The 23,781-nt window shown below is 60.4% G+C and carries 25 protein-coding genes; 16 read left to right on the forward strand and 9 right to left on the reverse strand.

The genetic code is table 11. The features are described 5' to 3' along the window. Window positions 1-100: 100 nt before the first annotated feature. The 3 genes from AB5Y53_RS04920 to AB5Y53_RS04930 all read right to left on the reverse strand — a co-directional run bounded on the left by AB5Y53_RS04920 (window position 101) and on the right by AB5Y53_RS04930 (window position 2,675). Entirely contained in the window at window positions 101-874 is a 774-nt protein-coding gene (locus tag AB5Y53_RS04920) for an ATP-binding cassette domain-containing protein (protein ID WP_201969425.1), read from the reverse strand. Beyond that, complete coding sequence (gene btuC, locus AB5Y53_RS04925) at window positions 861-1,868, reverse strand: vitamin B12 ABC transporter permease BtuC (RefSeq protein WP_368181254.1); 1,008 nt, start codon at window positions 1,866-1,868, stop codon at window positions 861-863. Before btuC ends, AB5Y53_RS04920 begins: the two co-directional genes overlap by 14 nt. 75 nt (window positions 1,869-1,943) lie before the next feature. Beyond that, window positions 1,944-2,675: an ABC transporter substrate-binding protein gene (locus AB5Y53_RS04930; RefSeq protein WP_069785238.1), complete on the reverse strand. Its 732-nt coding sequence runs from the start codon at window positions 2,673-2,675 to the stop codon at window positions 1,944-1,946. Window positions 2,676-2,787: 112 nt separating this feature from the next. On the opposite strand from AB5Y53_RS04930, the gene AB5Y53_RS04935 reads away from it, so the two are divergent. After that, entirely contained in the window at window positions 2,788-3,144 is a 357-nt protein-coding gene (locus AB5Y53_RS04935) for a DMT family protein (protein WP_010675200.1), read from the forward strand. Between the two features lie 56 nt (window positions 3,145-3,200). Beyond that, window positions 3,201-4,337 carry a type IVa pilus ATPase TapW gene (tapW, locus tag AB5Y53_RS04940; protein WP_201969296.1) on the forward strand — a complete coding sequence of 379 codons (1,137 nt, stop codon included), beginning with the start codon at window positions 3,201-3,203 and terminating at the stop codon, window positions 4,335-4,337. A gap of 61 nt (window positions 4,338-4,398) precedes the next feature. Here tapW and AB5Y53_RS04945 read toward each other — a convergent pair whose 3' ends face one another. From AB5Y53_RS04945 to AB5Y53_RS04955, 3 genes are read right to left on the reverse strand one after another with little or no spacing between them, the layout of a single operon-like run. Further along, on the reverse strand, window positions 4,399-4,641 hold the full coding sequence (locus AB5Y53_RS04945) for a FeoC-like transcriptional regulator (protein WP_039041210.1): 243 nt from the start codon (window positions 4,639-4,641) through the stop codon (window positions 4,399-4,401). Window positions 4,642-4,687: 46 nt separating this feature from the next. Further along, the gene (feoB, locus tag AB5Y53_RS04950; RefSeq protein ID WP_368181255.1) at window positions 4,688-6,958 is read right to left on the reverse strand and encodes a Fe(2+) transporter permease subunit FeoB; all 2,271 of its coding nucleotides are present in this window, start codon (window positions 6,956-6,958) and stop codon (window positions 4,688-4,690) included. Continuing rightward, on the reverse strand, window positions 6,955-7,182 hold the full coding sequence (locus tag AB5Y53_RS04955; protein ID WP_010675204.1) for a FeoA family protein: 228 nt from the start codon (window positions 7,180-7,182) through the stop codon (window positions 6,955-6,957). The genes feoB and AB5Y53_RS04955 overlap by 4 nt, the downstream gene beginning before the upstream one ends. Before the next feature lie 119 nt (window positions 7,183-7,301). On the opposite strand from AB5Y53_RS04955, the gene AB5Y53_RS04960 reads away from it, so the two are divergent. From AB5Y53_RS04960 to AB5Y53_RS04990, 7 genes are all read left to right on the forward strand, one after another. Then, window positions 7,302-7,631: a translation initiation factor gene (locus tag AB5Y53_RS04960; protein ID WP_010675205.1), complete on the forward strand. Its 330-nt coding sequence runs from the start codon at window positions 7,302-7,304 to the stop codon at window positions 7,629-7,631. A 253-nt stretch (window positions 7,632-7,884) separates the two neighbouring features. Next, window positions 7,885-8,442, forward strand: a complete 558-nt coding sequence (locus AB5Y53_RS04965; protein WP_010675206.1) for a TMEM165/GDT1 family protein — start codon at window positions 7,885-7,887, stop codon at window positions 8,440-8,442. Between the two features lie 217 nt (window positions 8,443-8,659). Further along, a complete protein-coding gene (locus tag AB5Y53_RS04970; RefSeq protein WP_368181256.1) occupies window positions 8,660-9,598 on the forward strand; it encodes a DUF2157 domain-containing protein in 939 nt (312 codons plus the stop codon). Then, a complete protein-coding gene (locus AB5Y53_RS04975; RefSeq protein ID WP_368181258.1) occupies window positions 9,591-10,598 on the forward strand; it encodes a DUF4401 domain-containing protein in 1,008 nt (335 codons plus the stop codon). Before AB5Y53_RS04970 ends, AB5Y53_RS04975 begins: the two co-directional genes overlap by 8 nt. After that, window positions 10,595-11,089, forward strand: coding sequence for a GDYXXLXY domain-containing protein (locus AB5Y53_RS04980; RefSeq protein ID WP_368181259.1), 495 nt, complete (start codon window positions 10,595-10,597; stop codon window positions 11,087-11,089). The genes AB5Y53_RS04975 and AB5Y53_RS04980 overlap by 4 nt, the downstream gene beginning before the upstream one ends. 191 nt (window positions 11,090-11,280) lie before the next feature. Then, window positions 11,281-12,003 (forward strand): ABC transporter substrate-binding protein, encoded by a 723-nt coding sequence (locus AB5Y53_RS04985; protein WP_042880787.1) that lies wholly within the window; start codon window positions 11,281-11,283, stop codon window positions 12,001-12,003. A 280-nt stretch (window positions 12,004-12,283) separates the two neighbouring features. Further along, a complete protein-coding gene (locus AB5Y53_RS04990; RefSeq protein WP_029314742.1) occupies window positions 12,284-12,562 on the forward strand; it encodes a hypothetical protein in 279 nt (92 codons plus the stop codon). A 102-nt stretch (window positions 12,563-12,664) separates the two neighbouring features. On the opposite strand, the gene AB5Y53_RS04995 is transcribed toward AB5Y53_RS04990, so the two are convergent. Further along, complete coding sequence (locus AB5Y53_RS04995) at window positions 12,665-12,952, reverse strand: hypothetical protein (protein ID WP_039041204.1); 288 nt, start codon at window positions 12,950-12,952, stop codon at window positions 12,665-12,667. Window positions 12,953-13,038: 86 nt separating this feature from the next. After that, window positions 13,039-14,097: a GGDEF domain-containing protein gene (locus AB5Y53_RS05000; protein ID WP_368181260.1), complete on the reverse strand. Its 1,059-nt coding sequence runs from the start codon at window positions 14,095-14,097 to the stop codon at window positions 13,039-13,041. Window positions 14,098-14,921: 824 nt separating this feature from the next. On the opposite strand from AB5Y53_RS05000, the gene AB5Y53_RS05005 reads away from it, so the two are divergent. Next, a complete protein-coding gene (locus tag AB5Y53_RS05005; RefSeq protein WP_368181262.1) occupies window positions 14,922-17,807 on the forward strand; it encodes an SIR2 family protein in 2,886 nt (961 codons plus the stop codon). Window positions 17,808-18,061: 254 nt separating this feature from the next. Here AB5Y53_RS05005 and cysS read toward each other — a convergent pair whose 3' ends face one another. Beyond that, the gene (cysS, locus tag AB5Y53_RS05010) at window positions 18,062-19,438 is read right to left on the reverse strand and encodes a cysteine--tRNA ligase (protein WP_368181264.1); all 1,377 of its coding nucleotides are present in this window, start codon (window positions 19,436-19,438) and stop codon (window positions 18,062-18,064) included. A 191-nt stretch (window positions 19,439-19,629) separates the two neighbouring features. Between cysS and AB5Y53_RS05015 the strand changes: the two genes are divergently transcribed. The 6 genes from AB5Y53_RS05015 (at window position 19,630) to AB5Y53_RS05040 (ending at window position 23,745) form a co-directional block, all read left to right on the forward strand. Next, window positions 19,630-20,127, forward strand: a complete 498-nt coding sequence (locus AB5Y53_RS05015; RefSeq protein WP_010675220.1) for a peptidylprolyl isomerase — start codon at window positions 19,630-19,632, stop codon at window positions 20,125-20,127. Beyond that, a complete protein-coding gene (locus AB5Y53_RS05020; protein WP_368181265.1) occupies window positions 20,117-20,803 on the forward strand; it encodes a DUF4269 domain-containing protein in 687 nt (228 codons plus the stop codon). The genes AB5Y53_RS05015 and AB5Y53_RS05020 overlap by 11 nt, the downstream gene beginning before the upstream one ends. Window positions 20,804-20,816: 13 nt before the next feature. After that, window positions 20,817-21,542, forward strand: coding sequence for a UDP-2,3-diacylglucosamine diphosphatase (gene lpxH, locus AB5Y53_RS05025; RefSeq protein WP_368181266.1), 726 nt, complete (start codon window positions 20,817-20,819; stop codon window positions 21,540-21,542). A 128-nt stretch (window positions 21,543-21,670) separates the two neighbouring features. Continuing rightward, a complete protein-coding gene (locus AB5Y53_RS05030; protein WP_010675223.1) occupies window positions 21,671-21,919 on the forward strand; it encodes a GlsB/YeaQ/YmgE family stress response membrane protein in 249 nt (82 codons plus the stop codon). 154 nt (window positions 21,920-22,073) lie between these two features. Further along, window positions 22,074-22,709, forward strand: a complete 636-nt coding sequence (locus AB5Y53_RS05035) for a TetR/AcrR family transcriptional regulator (protein ID WP_368181267.1) — start codon at window positions 22,074-22,076, stop codon at window positions 22,707-22,709. A 52-nt stretch (window positions 22,710-22,761) separates the two neighbouring features. Then, window positions 22,762-23,745: an MDR family oxidoreductase gene (locus AB5Y53_RS05040; RefSeq protein ID WP_319900274.1), complete on the forward strand. Its 984-nt coding sequence runs from the start codon at window positions 22,762-22,764 to the stop codon at window positions 23,743-23,745. The last annotated feature ends 36 nt before the right edge of the window (window positions 23,746-23,781 follow it).

Raw genomic sequence — 23,781 nt, forward strand, 5'->3', positions numbered from 1 at the left:
GCAGGTTTTCAATGCTGTATCCGTGGTAGACGGAGCGGCTCCCTCTCCCACTTGTTTCAAAAGAATGGGAGAAGGGCGGGGGATGAAGGGGAAGACCGCCTCACAGGCTCGGCATAAACCAGGTGCGGCCGGCCGCCTCGATACGATCGGTGCGGATCTGGAACACCCGCTCCAGCAGCGCCTCGTCGATGATCCCGACGTCCCCTTCCCCCACCACGCGGCCCTGTTGCAGGCAGAGCACGCGATCCGCCCAGTCGATGGCCAGATTGATGTCGTGGATGGCCACCACCACCAGCAATCCCTGCGCGGCCAGTTGCTTGAGCAGCCGCAGCAGCGCCATCTGGTGATGCAGATCCAGCCCCGCCAGGGGTTCGTCCAGCAGCAGCACCCGCCCGGTCGGATTGAGGCTTGGCCACAGTTGCAGCAGGGTGCGGGCGATCAGCACCCGCTGCTGCTCCCCCCCGGACAATCGGCTGAAGTCCCGTGCCAGCAGAGGCGCCAGTTCCAGGGCGTCGCACACATTCGCCACCGCCTGCGCCTGGGCATCGGGGCCCCCCTCCTCCAGCCCCAGGCTCAGCACCTGGAACACCGGGATGTGGAACAGCTGGGGCTGGCGCTGGGGCAGCATGGCGCGCCGCGTTGCAAGCTCGGGCCAGCTCAGGGTCGTGATGGCCTCTCCCCCCAGCAAGACGGCGCCATCGGCGGGCAGCAGGCCCGCCAGGGCCCCGAGCAGAGAGGACTTGCCGCTGCCGTTGGGGCCGAGCAGGGCCACCAGCTGACCGCCGGACCAGACGAGATCCAGGGGGGCGAGGCGATGGGGGATGGCCAGGGCGCGGGCCTCCAGCCGCCAGGGGGCGGGATCAGCGGGACACATCGGCATCTTGCCTCAGCAGCAGATAGATAAAGAGCGGGGCGCCCACCGAGGCGGTGATGACCCCGATGGGCAGTTCACCGGCGTGCAGCGCCGAGCGGGCCACCAGATCGGCCCCGAGCAGCAGGGCGCCGCCCCCCAGCGCCGAGGCGGGCAGCAGGAAGCGCTGATCACTGCCACCGCACAGGCGCAGCAGGTGAGGCACCACCAGGCCGACGAAGCCGATGACGCCGCACAGGGAGACCGCCACCCCGGTGAGCAGGCAGACCGCCAGCACCAGGCGTACCCGCATGCTGTCCACGTTCAACCCCATGAGGCGGGCCTGAGTCTCTCCCAGCAGCAGTTGTTGCAGTGCCCGCCCCTGCCAGCAGAGCCAGCCGAGGGTGAGGGGCAGCACCAGCCACCACCAGGCGAGCTGCTGGCTGCCGTAGGCGAGGCTGCCCATCATCCAGAACATGAATTCCCGCAAGGCGCCGTCGTCGGCGAAATACATCAGCCAGGTCATGGCCGCATTGGCAAGGATGCCGATGGCGACCCCGAACAGCAGCAGCCGCCCATGGCCGAGCCGTGCCCGGCGTGCGAGACGGATGAGCAGCATGGTCACCACCAAGGCACCGCCAAAAGCCGCCAGCGACAGCCCCCAGCCCGGCAGATAGAGCCCGAGCCCCTTGGCCACCGCCATCGCCACCATGGCGGCCAGCCCAGCGCCGCTCGAGACGCCGAGCAGGCCGGGTTCCGCCACCGGGTTGTGCAGCATCACCTGGAGCACGGCACCGCCGCAGGCAAGGGAGGCCCCCGCCAGCAGGGCCAGCAGGGCGCGCGGCAGGCGCAGTTCCAGCAGGATGCGCAGCTCCAGATCCCCCAGCGGCTGCCAGGGCAGCAGCACGAACTCCCCGAGGGCGAGGGAGAGCAGGAACAGGGCCAGGGTCAGCAGCGACAGCAGGAGCAGCCAGCGGCGCTGCCAGCGCTGCTGGCGACGGATGAGAGTGAGATACACGGGATCCCCAAGAAGCGAGGCCCGCCGGGGGGCAGGCAGGAAAGCTGCATGATAACAGCGCGTTACCACCCAAGGTCAAGGCTGGTAGGGCTTGGCCAGCGCCGCTATCTCGCCGCTCTCCACCATGGCTTGCAACGCCTGCGCCAGCTTGGGGCCCAGCTCGTGGTGGGGTGAGTGCTTGCTCATCCCGAGGTAGAGCACCACCGGGTTGGGGGGCTGGAAGGGCGCCTTGACGAGGCCGGCGTCGTTGCGCTGGCTCAGGGCGTAATCCACCTGGCAGTCGGTCCCTATCATCAGGGGCAGGTGGCCCCGCTCCACCATGCGCTGCAACTGGTCTTCGGTGGGGACCCCGTGCTTGTCGAGCTGGGTGTCGCCATCGAAGGGAGGGAAGTAGGCGGAGTTGAGCACATAGCCTATCTCGCGGCCTCGCAGATCCTCGTAGCGCCTGAGGCCGGCCACGGCGGCGGGCTTGCCATAGAAGGCAGGCCGGCACTGGTAATAGGACGGCTGCAGGTAGTCGATGAAGGCGGCCCGCTCCTCGGTGTGAGCCAGCCCTATCATCAGATCCACCTGACCGGTCTGCATCTGTTTGAGTGCCCGTCCCCAGGGCACCCGTTTGAGGGTGAGCACAATGCCGCTGCGTGCCTGCAACTGGCGCAGAATGTCGATATCCAGCCCCTGGAAGTCGTCGTTCTCTGCCAGCATGCGAAACGGCGGCCAGACATCGGTGGCCACCGTCAGGGTCGGCGCACCTTGCGCCCAGCAGGCAAACAACAGACAAAGCGCACCCCAGCTTGTCTTGCCCATCCAGCTTTCGCCTTCTTTTGTTACATCCTTGTGAGCTAAAAATACCCTCAAGCACCACTTATGAAAACCCATGGAGTCGAGATAAAATGCATTGATTTAAAAGGAGAACCTAATGAACCCCATCATGACCAGTATCGGCCTGCTCATCTGCAGCAACGTCTTCATGACGTTTGCCTGGTACGCCCATCTCAAGAGCATGAATCACAAACCCTGGATCATCGCCGCCCTGGTGAGCTGGGGGATAGCCCTGTTCGAATACCTGTTGCAGGTGCCAGCCAACCGCATCGGCCACACCGTGCTCTCCGTCGGCCAGCTCAAGATCCTGCAGGAGGTGATCACCCTCACCGTGTTCGTTCCCTTCTCCATCTTCTATCTGAAAGAAGATCTGAAATGGGACTACCTCTGGGCGGGTCTGTGCATCCTGGGCGCGGTCTTTTTTGTGTTCCGCGAAAAACTGACCGGCGCCTGAGGCTGTACACTCAAGCCATTCATCATCCCCCAGCCCTTTGAGCGACGAGGCCCCTCATGGAATTGAGAGACATGCTGCAGATCCTGGCCAAACAGGACGGTTCCGATCTCTATCTCTCCACCGGCGCCCCCCCCTGCGCCAAGTTCAACGGCGCCTTGCGCCCCCTCACCCAGGAGCCCCTGGGGTCGGGCGAGGTGGCCCGCATCGCCTACGACATCATGGATCTCGAGCAGAAACAGCAGTTCGAGAAGGAGCTGGAGATGAACCTCGCCATCTCCCTGCCCCAGATAGGCCGCTTTCGGGTCAACATCTTCAAGCAGCGAAATGAAGTTTCCCTGGTGGCGCGCAACATCAAGACCGAGATCCCCCGCTTCGAGGATCTCAAACTCCCTCCGGTGCTCCTCGACACCATCATGGAGAAGCGGGGTCTGGTGCTCTTCGTCGGCGGCACGGGGTCCGGCAAATCCACATCGCTCGCGGCCCTCATCGATCATCGCAACCGCAACAGCGGCGGCCACATCATCACCATCGAGGATCCGGTGGAGTTCGTCCATCGCCACCAGAAGAGCATCATCAACCAGCGGGAGGTGGGGGTGGATACACGCAGCTTCCACGCGGCCCTGAAGAACACCCTGCGACAGGCACCGGACGTCATCCTCATCGGCGAAATCCGCGATCGGGAGACCATGGAGCATGCCCTCGCCTTCTCGGAGACCGGGCATCTGGCCATCTCCACCCTGCACGCCAACAACGCCAACCAGGCGCTGGATCGCATCATCAACTTCTTCCCGGAGGAACGCAGACCCCAACTGCTCAACGACCTTGGCAACAACCTCAAGGCCTTTGTCTCCCAGCGGCTGGTGAAGACCACGGACGGCGGGCGCCGGGCGGCGGTGGAGGTGATGCTCGGGACCCACACGGTGCGCGATCTCATCAAGCGCGGCGAGTTTGGCGGCCTCAAGGAGATCATGGAAAAATCCAGGGCCCTTGGCATGGTGACCTTCGACAGCACCCTGTTCGATCTGGTGGTCGAGGGGGTGATCGACGAGGAGGAGGCGGTGAAGAACGCGGACTCCCAGAACAACCTGCGCCTCAAGATCAAACTCTGGCGGGAGAAGGGTCAGATAGGCAACAGCGCGGCGGCGAGCGGCTGGAGCCTGGAGCCCACCAAGGACGAAGGAGACCTCTTCTGAGACGGGCCCGGCGGCCACGAAAAAGGGAACCCTCGGGTTCCCTTTTGCATATGGGCAGGCGTCAGCCCTTCTGAACCAGCCCTATCTGGCCGGGCTCGCACCACTCGAACGTCACCTCTTCGTGCTTGCCGCAGCAGGAGCCGCCACACAGGCGGCTCTCCCGCTTGGCGACGCGCCCCTTGCGCATCCAGACCCCGAGCATGGCCTCTACCGCATCCTCGGAGGTGTGGAAGTGGCGGGCCAGCGCCCGCCGGCTCACCTTCTTGTGCAGGGCCAGATAGTCCCCCAGTTCACGCAGGATCACAGAATACCCTCCCTCTCGGCGCACTCGCCCCTGACCATGAGCCCCTTCACAGGGTCACCACCTTGCGGGCGACGATGTCGCCGTGACGACGCCCCAGCCACCAGAGCAGCACCAGAGAGAGCAGATAGCTCAGGCTCCAGACCAGGCTCTGCGCCGGGTGGGCGGCGAAGGTCGCCAGTTGATAGAAGAGGGTGGCGCACAGGAAGGCGACGTAGTTGCACCAGGCAGCGGTGAACAGGGCCCACTGGCGACCGGTCTCTCGCACCAAAGCCCCCATGGCGGCGGCGCAGGGCATGTAGAGCAGCACGAACAGCAGGTAGGCAAAGGCTCCGGCCACGCCGTCGAAGTGGGTCTGCATGTTGCCGTAGGTGGAGGTGTCCACCTCCTGGGCCTCGGCTGCCGCCTGCTTGTCCTCCAGATCCCCCACCTTGAGCCCCATGGGATCGGCGGGGTCGATGTCCGCCAGGTTGGCGGGAATGGTGGCCAGCGCCGCTTTCAGGCTGCCCAGCAGGGAGTATTCACTCTGCTCCTCATCACCGGCGCCGCCGGCGTAGAGGCTGTTGAGGGTCGCGACCACCGCCTCCTTGGCAAAGATGCCGGTGAGGATGCCCACCGTGGCCTGCCAGTTGTCGTCCCGCACGCCTATGGGATGCAGCACCGGGGTCACGGACTGGCTCAGCTTGCTCAGCACCGAGTTCTCCTGATCCTGGTTGCCGAAGCTGCCGTCGGTGCCGAGGGAGTTGAGCACGCTCAGCACCGCCACCATCAGGACGATGGTCTTGCCCGCGCCGAAGATGAAGCCCTTGAGTTTCTGCCAGGTGCGCAGCCCCACGTCCACCGGACGGGGCCACTCGTAATCGGGCATCTCCATCACCATGGAGTCGCTCTTGCCCGGCAGCAGGGTGCTGCGCAGGAAGAGGCCGGTGAGCACCGCCACCAGGATGCCGAACAGATAGAGACCGAACACCAGGTTCTGCCCCGACTCGGGGAAGAAGGCCACCGCGAACAGGGCGTAGACCGGCAGACGGGCACCGCAGGACATGAAGGGCGCCATGGCCGAGGTCATCAGCCGCTCGCGCTCCGACCCCAGGGTGCGAGTCGCCATCACCGCGGGCACGGTGCAGCCAAAGCCCATCAGCATGGGGACGAAGGCCTTGCCGGGCAGGCCGAGGCGACGCATCAGGGCGTCCACCACGAAGGCGGCGCGGGCCAGATAGCCGGAGCTCTCCAGCACCGCGAGGAAGAGAAAGAGGCAGCCCACCACGGGGATGAAGGTCGCCACCGTCTGCAAACCGGCACCCACGCCGTCCGCGAGCACGGCTCCCAGCCAGTCGGGGGCATTCATCAGCCCCAGCAGGTGGTGCACCCCGTCCACGAAGAGGGCCCCGCCGAGGATGTCGAAGAAATCGATGAAGGCGCTGCCCACCTTGATGGCGAACATGAACATCAGGTACATCACCAGCAGGAAGAAGGGGATGCCCACCCAGCGGTTGAGCAGCACCCTGTCCAGCCGTTCGCTCTGGGCGACGGTGAGCTTGTCCTGATGACGGCACGCCTGTTGGCACCAGTGGTGGATATGGCCGTAGCGCAAATCAGCGAGTTGCAGGTCGATGTCCTGGGCGTGGTGGGCGCGACTCACCACGTTGTCGGCCGCCGCCTGCTGCCCCGCCGCCAGGGTCTCCTGCATGGCAATGTCTTCCTCCAGCAGGCGCAGGGCGCGGCCACGGCGATGCAGATGATGGGGGGCGAGCAGGGTCTCCAGCTCGGCGATGTCCCCCTCGAGGGGCTGACCGTAGTCGAGCACCAGGGCGGGCTGGGACTGACCGATAAACTGGTGGATCCCCTCTTTGAAAGCCGCCACCTGCTGGCGATTGTGGGCCGAGAGCGACACCACGGGGCACCCCAGCGCCTTGGCGAGCAAGGCCTCGTCGATGGTGATGCGCCGCTTTTGCAGCAGATCCATCTTGTTGAGCACCACCACCATGGGCAGCCCCAGCTCCCGCAGTTGCAGGGTGAGGTAGAGGGAGCGCTCCAGGTTGGCGGCATCGATGACGTTGAGCAGCAGATCCGGCTGCTGGCGCTGGACGAAGCGACTGGCGATCTGCTCGTCCAGGCTCGCCTCCTGGTTGGCCAGGGCATAGATGCCGGGCAGGTCCACCAGGGTGTATTCCTGCCCGCGGGCAGCAAAGGCCCCCATCTTCTTGTCGACGGTGACCCCGCTCCAGTTCCCCACCTGCTGGCGGGAGCCGGTCAGGGCGTTGAACAGGGAGGTCTTGCCGCTGTTGGGATTGCCCACTGTGACCAGGTTGTAGCTCATACCGGCTCCACCTCGATTTGCTGGGCCAGACTCCGCTGCATGGAGAGGCAGATGCCCTGGCACTGGATCTGGAGCGGGTCCCCCAGGGGGGCGGCCCGCAGATAGAGGATCTCGGTCTGGGGCAGCAGCCCCATCACCATCAACTTGCGCCGCAAGGCGCGGCCAAGGTGGTTCATGTGCGTGATGCGAGCGCTCTGTCCCGGCGACAGCTCTGTGAGTACCATGACGGGCTCCTGAAGTTAAACAAGAATAATTCGCTTTTAATGGGGGGATTATAAGCTGTGCCCTCAACATTTATTTGCGTAAAATCAAACTCCGCTTAGCTAACCGACAAAGTATTGCCATGAGTCACGACAACAACAGCCGCCTGGTCTACAGCACGGACGGCGGCATGATCAAGGAATCCGCCCCCGCCCAGCACGCCTCCCCCTTCCCCGCCGACGGGGTCGTGCGCATCCGCCGCGAGACCAAGGGACGCAAGGGGGCCGGGGTCATCAGTATCCACGGCGTTCCCGTCGACCAGCAGAAGGCCCTCGCCACCCTGCTCAAGAAGAAGTGCGGTACCGGCGGCGGTCTCAAGGAGGGGATCATCGAGATCCAGGGGGACAAACGGGACCTTATCAAGGCCGAACTGGAGAAGGCCGGCTTTCAGGTCAAGCTGGTGGGGGGATAATTCCCCATCCCGCGCCTTGCCTCACCGGGGGTTTTTCCCTAGAATGCCCGCTCCCATCGAGGGGGAGTAGTCTCGCCACGGGCCCGTTCCGTGCGCGATCCTGATCAACATACTTGGTGCCAACTCACCATGGTCAGGGTGATCCGGGCAATGCCGGATTTGACAAGACCTTTGACGGGCCAGTGCCAAAACCGGGGACGGATGGCGCAGGCTTGTCTTTGGTTTATAACAATTCCGTCCCCCGGTCATTTTTATGGAAGCCTTGTTAACCTCCACCATCAGCGTTGCCATCGCCGAGATCGGCGACAAGACACAGCTGCTGGCCCTGTTGCTCATCTGTCGTTTTCGCAAACCCTGGCCCATCATCGCCGGCATGCTGGCTGCCACCCTGCTCAACCACGCAGGGGCCGCCTGGATAGGGGAATTCATCAGTCGCTGGATGGATCCCAAGGTGATGACCTGGCTGGTCGCTGGCGCCTTCATCGCCATGGCCGCCTGGATCCTGGTGCCGGACAAGATGGACGATGAAGAGAGTTCCCTGGACAAGTACGGCCCCTTCATGGCCACCTTCGTGCTCTTCTTCATCGCCGAGATCGGTGACAAGACCCAGATAGCCACCGTGCTGCTGGCAGCCAAGTACGACTCCCTGATCCAGGTGATCACCGGCACCACCCTCGGCATGATGCTGGCCAACGTGCCCGTGGTGCTGCTCGGCAAGCTCGGGGCCGACAAGCTCCCCCTCAAGGGGATCCGTATTGCCTGCGCCATCCTCTTTGCGGGGCTTGGCATCTCCACCCTGATCTTCGCCTGACCTCCATAGAAGCCGACGGGGGATCAGCGTGAGCACTGATCGCCACCGCCGCCCCGGACGTCCTTCAGGCCCCCTCCTCACGGCGGGGGCCTTTTTAGTGCAAAGACATGGCCCCGTGCCGCGACCTGTGTCGCAGCGTCGACGGCGCCCCTGCCCCGAGACGCGTCGCCGTGCCATAATGCCTTATCTTTCAGGCATCACGGCTTCAGGAGCCCCCATGCACCTCACCTCAAGACAGACCCTGCTCGACTGGGTCAGGCGCGGCCGCCTGCCACGGGCCTCGCTGCCTGCCGCCCTGGCCCTGTGCGATCTGCCCCCCGGCCCTGCCCGCTGGCAGTGGCTGTTCGACAGGCTGCTGCTCTGGCTAGGCTGCCTCTGCCTTGGCGCCAGCCTCGTCTTCTTCGTCGCCTTCAACTGGCAGGTCCTGGGGCGCCTCTCACGTCTCGCCCTGCTGGAGCTGCCCCTGCTCGCCATGCTCCTGGTGCTCTGGCGCAAACCCATGAGTGACACCCCGCGCCAGGCCCTGCTGCTGGCCCTGGCCCTCAACCTCGGCGCCCTGCTCGCCCTGGTGGGCCAGACCTACCAGACCGGCGCCGACCCCTGGCAGCTCTTCGCCACCTGGGCCCTGATGCTGCTGCCGCTGGCGGCCCTTGGCAGAAGCCCGCTGCTCTGGACCCTGGCCTGGCTGCTCGGTCAGCTCGCCCTGGTGCTCTACTGGCGGCTCGGCCTTCTCGATCTCTTATTCTCCTTCAACGAGGAGGCCCTCGGCTGGTGCCTGACCCTGCTCAACGCCGCCCTCTGGGGTCTGCTCATCCTGGTGCCCGCCCGCTACGCCCTGATGCCCTCCTGGCTCGCGGGGCTGGCCGCGGGGCTCGGCATCACCTTGCTTACCCTGCTGGCCCTGTTCGATGCCGCCTCTCCCTGGGTCTGGCCTGCCTGGCTCGCCTGGCTCGGCGCCGCCTACCTGCGCTGGCACCACAGGTTCATCGCCGGGCTCGCCATGGGGTGCCTGAGCCTCATCGCCGTGATCCTCGCGGCCCTTGGCAAGTGGATGGAGCCGGACATGAACGGCTTTTTGCTGCTGGCCCTCATCGCCATCGGCCTGTCGGTGATGGCCAGCCGCTGGCTGCAACAACAACGGAGGCAGCATGTCTGATCTCACCCCCTGGGAGCGCCTGCGTGCTGCCCAACTTGTGGAAGGGGATGCCCCCCGGGATGAACAGCCCCACTGGTCGGGCCGTTTTCTGCTCGGCATGGTGGGCTGGATAGCCGCCCTCTTCCTGCTCTTCTTCCTCTTCATGGCCTTCGAGCAGCTGACCCGCACCCCCAACAACGCCCTCACCATGGGGATGGTGCTGATGGCCGCCGCCCTCGGTCTCAACCGCATGGCGACCCGCAGCGATCTCTGGGATCAGTTCGTGCTGGCGCTGGCGCTGGCGGCAGATGCCTGGCTGCTCTACGGCCTGCTGGACAGGCTGGATCTGAACGTCGCGTGGCTCTGGTTCGGTCTGACCGCCTTCTCCCTCGGGGTGGCCGCCCTGTTCGAGCACTGGCTGATCAGGCTGTTCCACAGCTTCGCCGCCGCCATCCTGCTCACCCTCGCCCTCGCCTGCCTCGGCCTGCACCTGCTGGCCCTGCCGCTGGTGATGGGCGCCGTCGCCCTGTGCTGGCTGCAGGCGGAGCGCGATCCCGCCCGCCATCTGCTCTATGAATCCCTCACCCTGGGGCTGGCACTCTCCCTGCTGGTGCTGGGACGGCTGCACCACCCCCTGTGGGAGGGAGGCACCAGCGTGCTCAATGAGCTCGGCAGCTCCCGCCTGCCCCTTTGGCTCAATCCCCTGCTCTGCGCCGCCCTGCTGCTCGCGGTCATGGTTCGCCTCAGGCTGCCGCTGCGCTACGGGCTGCCACTGGTGGTGATCAGCGCCATCATTCCCGGCATGGGGGCTGGCGCCCTGGTGCTGGTGCTCGGCTTCTACGCCGGCAGCCTGGCCCTGATGACCCTGGCAGGCCTCCTGCTGCTCGGCTTTGGCTCCCTCTATTACTACGATCTGGGGCTGACCCTGATGACCAAGTCCTGGCTGCTGCTCGCCTCGGGGGCCCTGCTGCTCGGTACCCGTCAGTGGCTCAAGCACCTTCACAACGGGAGCCCCTCATGAGACGCCTCGCCTTTTTGCTGACCGGTCTTGCCCTGCTCGCCGGCATCAACGCCACCGTCTGGCGCTTCGAGCACGCCATGAGCCAGGGGGATGTGGTGCTGATCGAGCTGGCACCGGTCGACCCCCGCTCCCTGATGCAGGGGGACTACATGCGCCTGAACTACGCCCTCGCCCGCCAGCTGGCGGGCCGCCAGGCCGCCGCCGGCCCCCACACCCTGGTCGTTCGCCTGGATGAACATCAGGTGGTGCACTGGGTGGAAGGGGGCAAGCCTGAGGCCCCGGGCCCGGGGGAGCGTCTGCTCAAGGTGCGCCAGCGCGACGGCCAGTGGTTTATCGGGCCTGACGCCTTCTTCTTCGAAGAGGGCACGGGAGATCAGTATGAGTCGGCCCGCTACGGCGAGTTTCGTCTGCAGGAGGATGGCAGCACCCTGCTGGTGGGACTGAGGGACGAAGTGTTCACCCCCCTGGGTCACACCCGCCCGGCCTGGTAAAAAGGGGGCGCCGACACGGTTGTGAGTGGCAAGATGATGACGGCCCCCGGCGGATAACGTCTGCGCCGGGTGGCGAAACGCCGTGACTTGGCAACACTTGAAACTGGGCACTCGGCAGCAGGACGGTCAGGATGAACATAGACATTGCAGTCCCCCTTCACAGACTGGTCGCCTGCGCCGCCCTCGCGGCCATGGTCTGGGGCACTCCCGCGACCCAGGCCAGCCCGGCGCTCGCCAGCCTGCACTACCTCACCGAAGAGTACAAACCCTACAACTTCACCGGGGAGGATGGCGCCCCGACCGGCTTTGCCATCGACCTGCTGCACCTGGTGTGGCAAAAGACCGGCACCCCTGTCCAGCCCGTCAGCATCCTCCCCTGGGCCAGGGGCTACTACCTGCTGACCCAGAAACCCAATGTGGTGCTCTTCTCCACCGCCCGCACCGAGGCGCGCAATCCCCTGTTCAAATGGGCCTGCCCCATCGGCTATGCCGAGATAGTGTTGATGGGGCTCGCCAGTCGCCCCCTGACCTTGACCAGGCTGGAAGATGCCCAGCGCTACACCATAGGCGCCGTGCGATCCGATGTGGGGGAGCAACTGCTGCTCAACGCCGGCTTCGACGAGCAGAAGATCATGACCGCCAACCGCCTCTCCCAGGCCCTGCGCATGCTCACCTCGGGCCGGGTCGAGCTGATCTCCAGCAACAAGTCCACCCTGCTGGATCTCATCAAGACCCAGCAGCTGGATCCCGCCCAGTTCGAGGTGCGCTGGATGTTGAGCTCAGAGCAGTACTGCTTCGCCTTCAGCCACCCGGTGGACGATGCCCTGGTCAGGGAGTTCCAGCTCGGCCTGACCCAGGTGCTGGCCAGCAGCGACTTCCAGCAGCTCCAGCACAAATACTTCCCCTCCCCCTGACCCCTTCCCCCGCCGGGGCCGCCAAGGCCCCGGCCCGCCTTTGAGCCAGCGCACGAAACCCGTTTAATGTTCACCACTTGCAACGACAAGGGGTGACGCAGACCGCCTCGGGTCCGTAATATAGGGCGCAGGAGCCTGTTGGCCCCTTTTTCACGGCAAGGGGCAGGGCGCACGGTGGCAGCGACAGTCAGGGGCGGCAGCGTGCCCGCTGGCCACCGTCATCGGGCAGCGCCGCGCTCACGCCCTTCCCCGCCATCTCTCCGATCTCTTGGGAACACACATGCACAACACAGCGAAATGGTTGATGAGTCTCTCGGTCTGCGCCCTTCTAATGGCCTGCGGCGGTGACAAGACCACCGGCAAGGCCTGTCTCGGGTCAAACAACGACACCCTGGTGGAGGGGATGCAGGACAAGTGCAAGGCGGGGGACATTGTCGCCACCAAGCACCCGGCCTATTTCTGCGATTTCAACTACGCGGTCACCTTCAACAGCTACAACTCCGCGATTTGCGTCTACTCCGGTGGTCTGAAACCGGAGAGAACCACGGAAAAATCATAACTTGCGACCCATTTGCCCCGTCTGATACGAAGAGGGCGGCAGAATATGTGGCCAATGCCCGGGCGGCGGTGCCGCCCAGGCCATCCGGGGGCGGCTTCGCCCCTATTTCACCCGCATCAGACGGTGATGCTGCCCGGCGCACTCGAGCTGGAGCACCTGGGATCGGGCCATGGCCTCCACCCTGGCCAGCATCTCGGCGCTGTAGCCCTTGCGGCGCATCCATTGCAAGGGCTCCTCGAAGCCCCCTTCGTTGACCACGAAGGTATCTGTGTAGGACTCCTTGACGATGCTGACCACCCAGATGCGCTGCTGAAACTCGCAGAGTCCGGCCACCAGGGTGGCCGCCCGCCCGGCCAGGGCGCGCACACGGCGGGCAAGAAGATGAACCATGGAATGGGCTCCGAACTGATAAAAGGGAAAACAGACTGGCACCCGGGTGGACGCGCCACCCTGTGCCCTCTCAACCCGCCCCGCTCCTATCGCGGGGCAGACACCTGACTGGAAGGGGGCGGGTTACCGCCCTCCCCTGCGGCCCGGCGCTGGCGCTTGACCGCATACATGCTCGCATCGGCCCGGTTCAGCGCCTCCTCGACGCTGACCTCGGCCGGCATCACGGCCACCGCCCCCACACTGGCACCGGGATAATGGATCACCTTATCCCCCACCGGCAGTGACAGCACGCTGTGCTCGAACAGGCGCTGGCGAAACGCCGCCACCGCCCCGTCCAGCGTGTCGGCGTCCGGGAAAGGCCCCATGCCCACGGCCACGAACTCGTCTCCCCCAAAGCGGGCCAGCAGATCGCCGCCACGCAGGGTCTCCCCCAGTTGCCGCGCCATGGCGGTGAGCAGCCTGTCCCCCGCCTCGTGGCCATACTCGTCGTTGATGGCCTTGAAGCCATCGAGATCCACAAAGGCGATGAGCACCGGATGCCCTGCCCGCTCCGACAGGGAGAACAGTCGGGTGAGTTCAAGCATCAGGGCGCGGCGATTGGGAAGCCCGGTGAGGGGATCGGAGAGAGCCAGGCGCGAGAGTTCGTCGTTGGCCTGCTGCAATTGCCGCAGCAGCTGCTCCCGCTCCACCTGTTCGGCAATCAAGTGCGCGAAGAAGGCGATGAGCTGCTGCGCCCCCGCCACCGCGGGTTTTTGTTCGGTACTGGCGCCGCACAGGGTGCCATAGAGGGAGCCGGTCGAGGTGCGCACCGGACTGCTCAGATAGGAGCGAATGCCGAGCTCGCTGGCCGCCTGGGAGTCCCCCCACTGGGCGGCGACGTCATCGGTGTAGCCAATCTCATCGTCGATGGCGCGGCGACACAGGGTATCGCTCCACTCCACCGTCATCCCCTCGGGGATCTGCAGCCCGGCCACATTGCGGGCATAACGGACATGCTGGGTGCTTTGCCCGAGGTCAATCTCGGTGAGATAGGTCGACTCCAGCCCGGTCACCGACGCCAGCATCTCCAGCAAGGGGCGGGTCAGGCTCTCCAGATCCCGCGCGTTTATCATCTGCTCCGAGAGCGCTAGCAATATTTTATCCATGCTTACCTCCACTACTGCGTGCATCTGATGGGCGGCTACCTTAGCCAACTCGGGGCGGGCCCGACAAGTGGTAGACCGCGATTGACCGGGGGAAAGATCGATTTGTTCACATTTTGGCATAACCGGACCCCAAGCGACGTCGCCATGCGGAACACAGGGGCACAACCCTGCCCTCGCCCCTGGGTGCCGGATCGATTCCCGCCGCGTATTCGCCCACGGTTATCATCCCCTCGCCCCTTGAGGGAGAGGGACATGGTGAGGGGTCACTCACCGTCATTTGGCATGGCTACGCCTGTAGGGTCGATTAGCGAAGCGTCATCGTCCGCGGTAACCATCCCCTCTCCCCTTGCGGGAGAGGGTCAGGGTGAGGGGGTCGGTAACGTCATTGCCTGGCGAATGCCGCCCCACGCCTCAATGGCATGGCTTCGCCATGCAGGACACGAGGGCGCGGCCCTCGACGGGGTTTCGCCGCCGCTGCGCGGCTGGGCGAGTGACTTTGGAAAGACCCGCTCTCTTTGGCAAATAACACCAAAGGTCTTCTCTCCCACTTGTTCGCCCTACTACGTCGGGTTCCCTCGGTTCACCCGTTTGTCCCACGGCACGAGCCGATGGGCTTTGACCTTCCCCTCGGCAGAGGTAAATAGTCTAACCCCGGGGAGTAAGAAGCACATCCTATTTCACTGAACATAATGCCGTATAACGCATAACTTTTAAGGTAAATAAACACGCTCTCTAATTAACACGTTCTAGAATATGTGAGCAATGGATAACAAGCCAAGCCACTTTCGCCTCATACATCATAAATAAATATGGAATTAATAAACATGGATGCCAATATCCCATACGCACTGCAACTTGCAATTAAAAACAATAAAATACTACTATTCATTGGCGCAGGTGTATCCAAAATTTCTGGACTTCCACTTTGGAAAGAAATCATTATGGATGCACTAAGAAATCCGTCGATAGAGAAAGGGGAAAAATATCGCTTAGCTCTTGAAGAGAAACTATTCTCTGAACTGGAAGTATTAGATAAAGTCAAAAAGAAAAACATCAAAGACATTTATGAGGAGTTTGAAAAAGCAACAAAAAAGGTTATTGACAATCCACTTTATCAAAAACTTTCTATGATAAGCAGGAAAATAGTAACGACAAACTATGACTCCTTGATTGAGCACAACACCAACATTGAAGTCATTGACCCATCGAGTGATTTTAAATTATCAAAGCTAGATCACTTAGAAGAATTCATATTGAAAATACATGGCAGTTGTAATGCTATAGACCACGCAATAATATTCTCATCCGATTACAATGCGTTATATAAAGAAAGTAACGGACTAGCAAAATTCCAACTTCAAAAAATAATCTCATCACATTCATGTCTATTTATAGGTTTTAGTTTAAGTGACCCATACGTGACAGATTTATTTGATGATTTAGACAGCATGTATAATGGCATGGGATGTGAGCACTTTGTTATATCCACCGAACATATAAATCATAAATTTGTTGATACAATAAAAATTGATAACTTTGATGAGATACCTAGCCTAATAGAAAAATTAGTGGAAATAAAATCTCTAGAGTCATCAGATAGCATCTTAGATAGCGATGTTTCAAACTCTACTCAAGAAATAATAAGTTCAGATCGAGAAATAACATTGCATGGACAAGATACTCCGCCTAAAGTCGAATTTTGGGCAGGGAGATATGATGAGCTAAAAGCTCTCAACCTTCCATACAAAGTCGTTTTTATTACTGGTATCGGAGGTCAAGGGAAATCTGCTTTAGCTTCAAAGTTTTTATCTGAATCAGATAGAAGTTTGTATACTTACTGTGATTGGCGTGACTTCAAAGAGGAGGAGTTAAATCTCCAAACAAAATTATATTCACTTATAGAACTTGTCTCTAAAGGGAAGATTGAACACAACGATATAATTGGGTTAGATACCGAGTCTCTAGTAAACCATTTCTTCCAGCAACTTAATGAACAGCGTGGAATCTTTGTTTTTGATAACATAGATAAATATATAGACTTAGAAAAATTCACGCCAAGTGGAGACATGAAACTATTCTTTGAAAAAGCAATAAAAAATCAACACAATTCAAAGTTTATTTTCACTTGTCGTCCATTTATTCATTATGCAGGTGTAGGTTCACATCAAGTCAGATTAGAAGGCCTTAAAATTGATGACGTAAAAGATTTAATAAAAAAGTACCATAATCAAGTAACAAATGTAGAAATTGAAAACACAGCAATCCGCCTACATAATTGTACACAAGGTCATCCTCTATGGATGGGCTTAATACTCGCACAGTCCAGACTTAATTTCAGCAGCATTAATGATCTTCTAAGAAAAATAGAGGGGAAGGGAATATCTGAATCTGACGCTAACTTTTCAAGTATTCTGTCAGCAACAGTCCTCGAAAACTTGTGGGATTGTTTAAAGGAAAAAGAGCGCATAATATTAAGAACACTATCAATATGTAACGTTTCAGAATCCGAAGAAGACCTGTCAAAGATAGTAGAAAGAAAAATAAATTACAATCAATATAAGAAAGCTGTTCGGGCATTAAAATCTCTGAATTTAATTATATCAAAAGAGAGTGAGGGGTATATTGAACTGCACCCTCTAGTACGAGAGTTTATCAAGGGGAAATATGACAAAAAAGAACAAGAAAGCTATATGTCCTTATACGTTAATTATTTGAATGGCTTTATTTTGCTAATTAAGAAAAAATTTGGAAGAGTTCTTCCCTCTGAAGACATAGAACTTATATCAAAGAAAATTGAAGTTCTTATAAATGCAGATAGAATCAATGATTCCATAACAGAACTCCGATTGGTTTGTGAAAGCTTCTTTATCTCTGGGTATTGTGAGGAATATCTCAGACTATCTGACCTTGCCCTCGATAAAATCACATGGTCTCATCATAAAATAAATCAAATCCAAGGGTTTATGGATTTTATTGATTCATTCTTTACTCGTTCGATTGAATTCGGGAAAGATGAACTTTTTAACAAGCATATGGATAGGTTTACACAAACATTTATAACTCCTGACAAAACAATGATACTAGCAAAATCAGCACTTTGTCATAAAAATTGGATTAACGCCAACTACACAGAAGCCATTAGATATGGAAAAAGTGCATCTGATTTAATTGATGTTTTAGGCGAAAATGATGTGTGGTTTGGAAAGCATAGGTATCACTTAGCTTTACGCGACTCCAAACTAAGAGCAAATCTTGACATTGCGATTAAATTTTTTTGCGGCGATAAAAGCTTAGAGCAAATGTGTTCACGTGAGATTGATAACAACATATTACCTTCATCTTACGGTAATGTAGGAAGATGCTTGTTTTATTTAAACAAGATAGAGGAATCTGTTCATCTGTACTGCAAATCATTTAAAATGTTTTCCTCTGAAAGTCAAAGTTATTTTGGTAAACATAATTTAGGTTATGCATCAAAATGGCTTTCAGAGGTCTTACAATTCCAAAACAATGCTATAGGCTCTTTATACTTCTTATTAAATGCGAGGAATTCCTGGAAAGATGACCTCCCTGGAGAGGCAAATAAAATAGACCAAAAAATATCTGATATGTCTCTCAGTACTGCATCCCAGTCTGTTATTAGCCTGGAGACATGGCAAGTTGACAAGTATTGTTCAGATTGGGTTGACTTATATTTGTCGCAACAGTGAACAAAAGATGATCACTATATATTAAAGTCTAAAAATATATTTTTATGCTGAATTTATCTATATATAATCGATGAAGTATCCTTCCATTACGTCATAAGTATGACTATGTGTATGAGAATTATATTGCTATTAACAACATTACAAAATAACAATAAAGATGTTTACACTACTAAATAAAAAAACCGCAGCCCAATGGCTGCGGTTTTTTTATTGGCTCAACCTGTTGGCACCAGGCACCAACAGGACAACCGGCCTTAGGCACGGCGCCAGCTGGTCTTGCCGGCGCTGTCTTCCAGCACGATGCCCATCTCGGTGAGACGGGCTCTAGCGGCATCCGCCGCGGCCCAGTTCTTGTCGGCGCGGGCCTGATTGCGCTCGGCGATCAGGCGCTCGATTTCGGCAACCTCTTCGTCCGCCTCGTCACCCTTCAAGAAAGCGTCCGGATCCTGTTGCAGGATGCCGAGCACGGCACCCAGTTCGCGCAGACGGGCACCGAGGCCGGCGGCGACGGCCATGTCTTCGGCTTTCTGGCGGTTGATCTCGCGCACCAGGTCGAACAGGGCGGAGTAGGCTTCCGGGGTGTTGAAGTCGTCGTCCATCGCCTCCTTGAAGCGAGCCACCTGCTCGTCACCACCGGCGGCAGCGGCCGCCGGCAGATCGCGCAGGGCGGTGTACATGCGCTCCAGGGCGGCGCGGGCTTGCTTCAAGTTATCTTCCGAGTAGTTGAGCTGGCTGCGGTAGTGACCGGACATCAGGAAGTAACGGACGGTTTCGGCGTCGTAGTGGGCCAGCACATCACGGATGGTGAAGAAATTGCCAAGGGACTTGGACATCTTCTCTTTATCCACCATCACCATGCCGCTGTGCATCCAGGTGTTGACGTAGTCGCCGCCGTGGGCGCAGCAGGACTGGGCAATCTCGTTCTCGTGGTGGGGGAACTGCAGATCGGAGCCGCCGCCGTGGATGTCGAAGTGGTTGCCAAGGTGCTTGGAGTTCATGGCGGAGCACTCGATGTGCCAGCCAGGACGGCCCGGGCCCCAGGGGCTGTCCCAGGTCGGTTCGCCGGGCTTGGACATCTTCCACAGCACGAAGTCCAAGGGGTTCCTCTTGGCATCCACCACGTCGACCCGGGCGCCGGCCTGCAACTGCTCCAGATCCTGGCCCGAGAGCTTGCCGTAGTCGGCGTAGGACTCGACGATGAACATCACATCGCCGTTGTCCGCCACGTAGGCGTGCCCTTTTTCCAGCAGGGTTTCAACCAGGGCGATGATCTCGCCGATGTGCTGGGTGGCGCGGGGTTCGATGTCCGGACGCACCATGCCGAGGGCGTCGAAATCCTGGTGCATGTCGCCGATGAGGCGCTCGGTGAGATCGTCACAGGTCACGTGCGTTTCGGCGGCGCGCTTGATGATCTTGTCGTCCACGTCGGTGACGTTGCGCACATAGGTGAGGTCGTACCCTGCATAACGCAGGTAGCGAGCGACGACGTCGAAGGCGACGAAGGTACGGCCATGGCCGATATGACAGTGATCATAGATAGTGACGCCACACACATACATGCCCACCTTGCCCGGGTGGATAGGTTTGAATTCTTCTTTTTGACGAGTGAGTGTGTTGTATATCTTCAGCATCTTATGACCACTGCCTGTGAGTAAAATGGCCTGCCATTCTAACCGCATCCGGTATAGAAAACGAGGCAGAAAAAGCCCCCTCTCCCCCCTGCCATCTATGCCGCAGGGCCTTGATGGGCTAGAATTGCCACCACTTTATGCCATACACCTGCGGGCACCTTGCTGCCCGCGTCAAAATGAAAGGACAACTCATGGTTACTCTGCACACCAACCACGGCGACATCACCCTGACCCTGAACGCGGAAAAAGCCCCGGAGACCGTGGCCAACTTCCTGCAATACTGCCGTGACGGTCACTACGACAACACCATCTTCCACCGCGTCATCGACGGCTTCATGATCCAGGGCGGCGGCTATGCCCCGGGCTTTGAAGAGAAAGAGACCCGCGCTCCCATCAAGAACGAGGCGGCCAACGGTCTGTCCAACAAGGTCGGCACCATCGCCATGGCCCGCACCATGGAGCCGCACTCCGCCAGCGCCCAATTCTTCATCAACGTGAACAACAACGACTTCCTGGACTTCAAGTCCGCCACCACCCAGGGCTTCGGCTACTGCGTGTTCGGTGAAGTGACCGCCGGCATGGACGTGGTCAACAAGATCAAGGGCGTGAAGACCGGCAACTACGGCCGCATGCACCAGGACGTTCCGACCGAAGACGTCGTCATCACCAAGGTGACCCTTGCCGAGTAATCCCTGCCGGCCAGGCTCTGACACAACTGCGGCCCCGGCCGCAGTTTTTCCATCTGCCGCCCCCAACTGGCGCCGCCTCGACTATCTGGCCCAGGGCAACGAACGTCAGCGCTCGGCCCACGCCCTGCTGAGCGGCGGCCTGTGGGATGAGCTTGGCCCCCTGTGCAACGATCTGGCCCTGGTGAGCACGATCGCCATCGGGCTGGATAGGCCCGGCAGCGATCTCGACATCCTCTGCCAGCATCCAGACCCGGCCTTCCTTGCCGCGACACTGGCAGCACAAGGCTGGCAGGTGCGAAGCAAGGGCGAACAGGTCTGGATCGCCGAGCAGCAACGCCACGGGCCCGATGGCCAGTGCTGGCCAGTCGAGCTCTACCTCACCCCTGATCCCCTCGAGGCGTGTCATGGCTGGCGCCACCTCAGCCTGATGGCCGCCCTGCTTGAGCGCTTTGGCGCCCCCTTCCACCGGGAAGTGCTGCGCCTGCGCGTTGATGAAGGGCTCAAGGGGGAAGCGGCCATGTGCCGCCTGCTGGGTCTGTCCGGCGACCCTTACGAGGCGTTGCTGACCCTGGAGGGCGTCAACCTTGCGGGGCTCTGCTGCTCTTCCCTCCCCCACCCGCTCGACGAGCAAGGTCACAGGCCTTGTCCGCCCCCAGGCGGGACTCTCTTACCATGATGCCCAGGAACTCATGAGCACCCTCTTTATCAGTGACATTCACCTCAGCCAAGGCAGGCCCGACATGACGGCGGCCCTGGTGCGCTTTCTGGCCGAAGGCGCGCCCGGTGCCGACGCCCTCTATGTGCTGGGGGATCTGTTCGAATTCTGGATTGGGGACGACGACCCCAACCCGCTCCACCGCGAGGTGGCCGATGCTTTTCTCGCCCTGAGCCAGCAAGGGGTGCCCCTCTATTTCATTCACGGCAACCGCGACTTCCTCTTGGGGCGCCAGTTTGCCAAACGGGCCGGCATGACCCTGCTCGGCGACCCCTGCGTCATCGAGCTGTACGGCGAGCGGGTGCTGCTGAGCCACGGGGATCTGCTCTGCACCCGGGACGAGGGCTACCAGAAGTTTCGCCGCATCACACAACAGAAGTGGCTGCGCTGGCTCTTCCTGCGCCTGCCGCTCTCGCGCCGCCAGGCCATCGCCCACAAGATGCGCGGCCAGAGCCAGATGGAGAATGCCCACAAGAGCCAGATCATCATGGACGTGACCCCGGAGGCGGTAGACGACATGCTGCGCCAGCACGGCTGCCGCCTGATGATCCACGGCCACACCCACAGACCCGCCATCCACGACTTCACCCTGGATGGGCGTGCGGCGCGGCGCATCGTGCTGGGGGACTGGTTCGAGCAGGGGTCGGTGCTGGTGTGCTCCCCCGCCGGGCAGCGCCTCGACACCCGCGCGCTCGGCTGAGGCCCTCTGCCTGCCATGGTCAGGAGCGAGTCTCATATGACCGTTTCTGACTCACGCCGTGCTGTGGCGGGATACAAGCAGGATCCCTGCATATACTCTGGTTCTCTGCACACAACGAGGAGAAGACCATGGGATTTCTTACTTGGGTGGTACTGGGGCTGATCGTCGGCATCCTGGCCAAATGGATCATGCCGGGCAAGGATGGCGGCGGTTTCTTCATGACAGTGATCCTGGGGGTGGTCGGTGCCATGGTGGGGGGCTATGTCAGCACCTTGCTTGGGATGGGAACGGTCACCGGCTTCAACCTGCCGAGCATCATCATCGCCACCGTTGGCGCCCTGATCGTGCTGTTTGTCTACAACAAGCTGCGCAGTTGAGACCCAGCCACCCATCGATGCGAGGGCGCCAGTGGCGCCCTCGCTGTTTTCTGCCCCGCTGGCTCCATCTTGCCGCGACCACCCGCTCTCATCCCCCGTGCCTTAGCCCGGCCCGGGCTTGCATCATTTCTAGTTGAGGCGTCTAATAACCCCCATGCCAACCAGCGACGCTCTGCCCCGCCGCCCTCGCGGCCGCCCTGCCCAGCACGGGCACACCTATGCCGACACCCGGGATCTGTTGATCCGCCGGGGCATGGAGCTGCTGACCGAACAGGGCATCGCCGCCACCTCCATCGAGCGGGTATTGCAGTCGACCGGGATCCCCAAGGGCTCCTTCTATCACTACTTCGCCACCAAGCACGACTTCACCCTGGCGGTCATGGATGCCTATCACCATTACTTCTGCCGCAAGCTGACGCGCTATCTGGAGGATGAGAGCCTGCCCCCCCTGGCCCGCCTTGTCGCCTTCGTCGACAGCGCCTGCCGGGGCATGACCCGTTATGCGTTCCAGCGGGGCTGCCTTGTGGGCAACCTGGGTCAGGAAGTGGTGCAACTGTCCCCCGAGCTGCGCCAGCGCCTCGAGCAGATCCTCCTCGACTGGGAGGCGCTGCTCGCCCGCTGCCTGAGGGATGCCGTGACGGCGGGGGAGCTGCCCCCTGAATGTGACTGCCCTGCCCTCGCCCATCAGTTCTGGATCGGCTGGGAAGGGGCCGTACTGCGCGCACGCCTGGTGGGCAATACCGAGCCCATGCTCTCTTTTCTCCGCTTTTTCATGACCTTGGCCAAATAGATTTTTTACGAAGTTTAATAGTCAGTCAGTCCAATTAATGGGAGTAGACAAGATGTTCAACGGTATTCTGATCGAGAAAGACGAGGCGGGTTATCGCGCCAGCTACCAGAGCCTCTCCGAGGAGATATTGCCTGCCGGAGATGTGACCGTGGCGGTACAGTGGTCTTCCCTCAACTACAAGGATGGCCTGGCCCTCACCGGCGCCTCCCCCGTGGTACGCCGCTTCCCTCTGATCCCCGGCATCGACTTTGCCGGTACCGTGCTGGAGAGCCAGCATCCCGACTGGCACCCCGGCGACAAGGTGGTGCTCAACGGATGGGGCGTGGGCGAGACCCACAGTGGCGGGCTGGCTGAGCGGGCACGGGTCCGGGGCGACTGGCTGGTCGCCCTGCCTGAGCGCTTCCAGCCCCGGGACGCCATGGCCATCGGCACCGCAGGGTACACCGCCATGCTCTGCGTGATGGCGTTGGAGAAGCACGGCATCACCCCCGGTGACGGTGACATTCTGGTGACGGGCGCCAACGGCGGTGTGGGCAGCGTGGCGATCACCCTCCTGGCCAAGCTGGGCTATCGGGTCGTGGCCGCCACCGGGCGGCTGCACGAGGCCGACTATCTGACGTCCCTCGGCGCCGCCGAGGTGATCGATCGCGCCGAACTGGCCGCGCCGGGACGCCCGCTGGGCAAGGAACGCTGGGCCGGCGTCATCGACACCGTCGGCAGCCACACCCTGGCCAATGCCTGCGCCACTACCCGCTACGGCGGCGCCGTGGCCGCCTGCGGTCTGGCGGGAGGGATGGACTTCCCCTCCACCGTCATGCCCTTCATCCTGCGCGGCGTCACCCTCTATGGCATCGACAGCGTGATGGCACCGCGCCCGCAGCGCCAGCAGGCCTGGGCCCGACTGGCCGAGGATCTCGACCTGACCCGCCTCCATCTCCTCACCCGGGAAGTGCCTCTCTCCCAGGTCGTGACCCTGGGGGATGCCTTCCTGGCAGGCCAGGTGCGCGGCCGGATCCTGGTCAATGTCCAGGGGTGATGACTGACGCGATATGAGCCGGCTCGCCTGACCAGG

The sequence above is a fragment of the Aeromonas sp. R7-5 genome (assembly GCF_040908015.1).
GTDB lineage: Bacteria > Pseudomonadota > Gammaproteobacteria > Enterobacterales > Aeromonadaceae > Aeromonas > Aeromonas caviae.

Bases quoted from the DNA above. Each gene is read 5' to 3' on its own strand.
- AB5Y53_RS04920 (WP_201969425.1), bottom strand. From the start codon at position 874: ATGTGTCCCGCTGATCCCGCCCCCTGGCGGCTGGAGGCCCGCGCCCTG.
- AB5Y53_RS04930 (WP_069785238.1), bottom strand. From the start codon at position 2,675: ATGGGCAAGACAAGCTGGGGTGCGCTTTGTCTGTTGTTTGCCTGCTGG.
- AB5Y53_RS04935 (WP_010675200.1), top strand. From the start codon at position 2,788: ATGAACCCCATCATGACCAGTATCGGCCTGCTCATCTGCAGCAACGTC.
- tapW (WP_201969296.1), top strand. From the start codon at position 3,201: ATGGAATTGAGAGACATGCTGCAGATCCTGGCCAAACAGGACGGTTCC.
- feoB (WP_368181255.1), bottom strand. From the start codon at position 6,958: ATGAGCTACAACCTGGTCACAGTGGGCAATCCCAACAGCGGCAAGACC.
- AB5Y53_RS04955 (WP_010675204.1), bottom strand. From the start codon at position 7,182: ATGGTACTCACAGAGCTGTCGCCGGGACAGAGCGCTCGCATCACGCAC.
- AB5Y53_RS04960 (WP_010675205.1), top strand. From the start codon at position 7,302: ATGAGTCACGACAACAACAGCCGCCTGGTCTACAGCACGGACGGCGGC.
- AB5Y53_RS04965 (WP_010675206.1), top strand. From the start codon at position 7,885: ATGGAAGCCTTGTTAACCTCCACCATCAGCGTTGCCATCGCCGAGATC.
- AB5Y53_RS04970 (WP_368181256.1), top strand. From the start codon at position 8,660: ATGCACCTCACCTCAAGACAGACCCTGCTCGACTGGGTCAGGCGCGGC.
- AB5Y53_RS04975 (WP_368181258.1), top strand. From the start codon at position 9,591: ATGTCTGATCTCACCCCCTGGGAGCGCCTGCGTGCTGCCCAACTTGTG.
- AB5Y53_RS04980 (WP_368181259.1), top strand. From the start codon at position 10,595: ATGAGACGCCTCGCCTTTTTGCTGACCGGTCTTGCCCTGCTCGCCGGC.
- AB5Y53_RS04985 (WP_042880787.1), top strand. From the start codon at position 11,281: ATGGTCTGGGGCACTCCCGCGACCCAGGCCAGCCCGGCGCTCGCCAGC.
- AB5Y53_RS04990 (WP_029314742.1), top strand. From the start codon at position 12,284: ATGCACAACACAGCGAAATGGTTGATGAGTCTCTCGGTCTGCGCCCTT.
- AB5Y53_RS04995 (WP_039041204.1), bottom strand. From the start codon at position 12,952: ATGGTTCATCTTCTTGCCCGCCGTGTGCGCGCCCTGGCCGGGCGGGCG.
- AB5Y53_RS05000 (WP_368181260.1), bottom strand. From the start codon at position 14,097: ATGGATAAAATATTGCTAGCGCTCTCGGAGCAGATGATAAACGCGCGG.
- AB5Y53_RS05005 (WP_368181262.1), top strand. From the start codon at position 14,922: ATGGATGCCAATATCCCATACGCACTGCAACTTGCAATTAAAAACAAT.
- cysS (WP_368181264.1), bottom strand. From the start codon at position 19,438: ATGCTGAAGATATACAACACACTCACTCGTCAAAAAGAAGAATTCAAA.
- AB5Y53_RS05015 (WP_010675220.1), top strand. From the start codon at position 19,630: ATGGTTACTCTGCACACCAACCACGGCGACATCACCCTGACCCTGAAC.
- lpxH (WP_368181266.1), top strand. From the start codon at position 20,817: ATGAGCACCCTCTTTATCAGTGACATTCACCTCAGCCAAGGCAGGCCC.
- AB5Y53_RS05030 (WP_010675223.1), top strand. From the start codon at position 21,671: ATGGGATTTCTTACTTGGGTGGTACTGGGGCTGATCGTCGGCATCCTG.
- AB5Y53_RS05035 (WP_368181267.1), top strand. From the start codon at position 22,074: ATGCCAACCAGCGACGCTCTGCCCCGCCGCCCTCGCGGCCGCCCTGCC.
- AB5Y53_RS05040 (WP_319900274.1), top strand. From the start codon at position 22,762: ATGTTCAACGGTATTCTGATCGAGAAAGACGAGGCGGGTTATCGCGCC.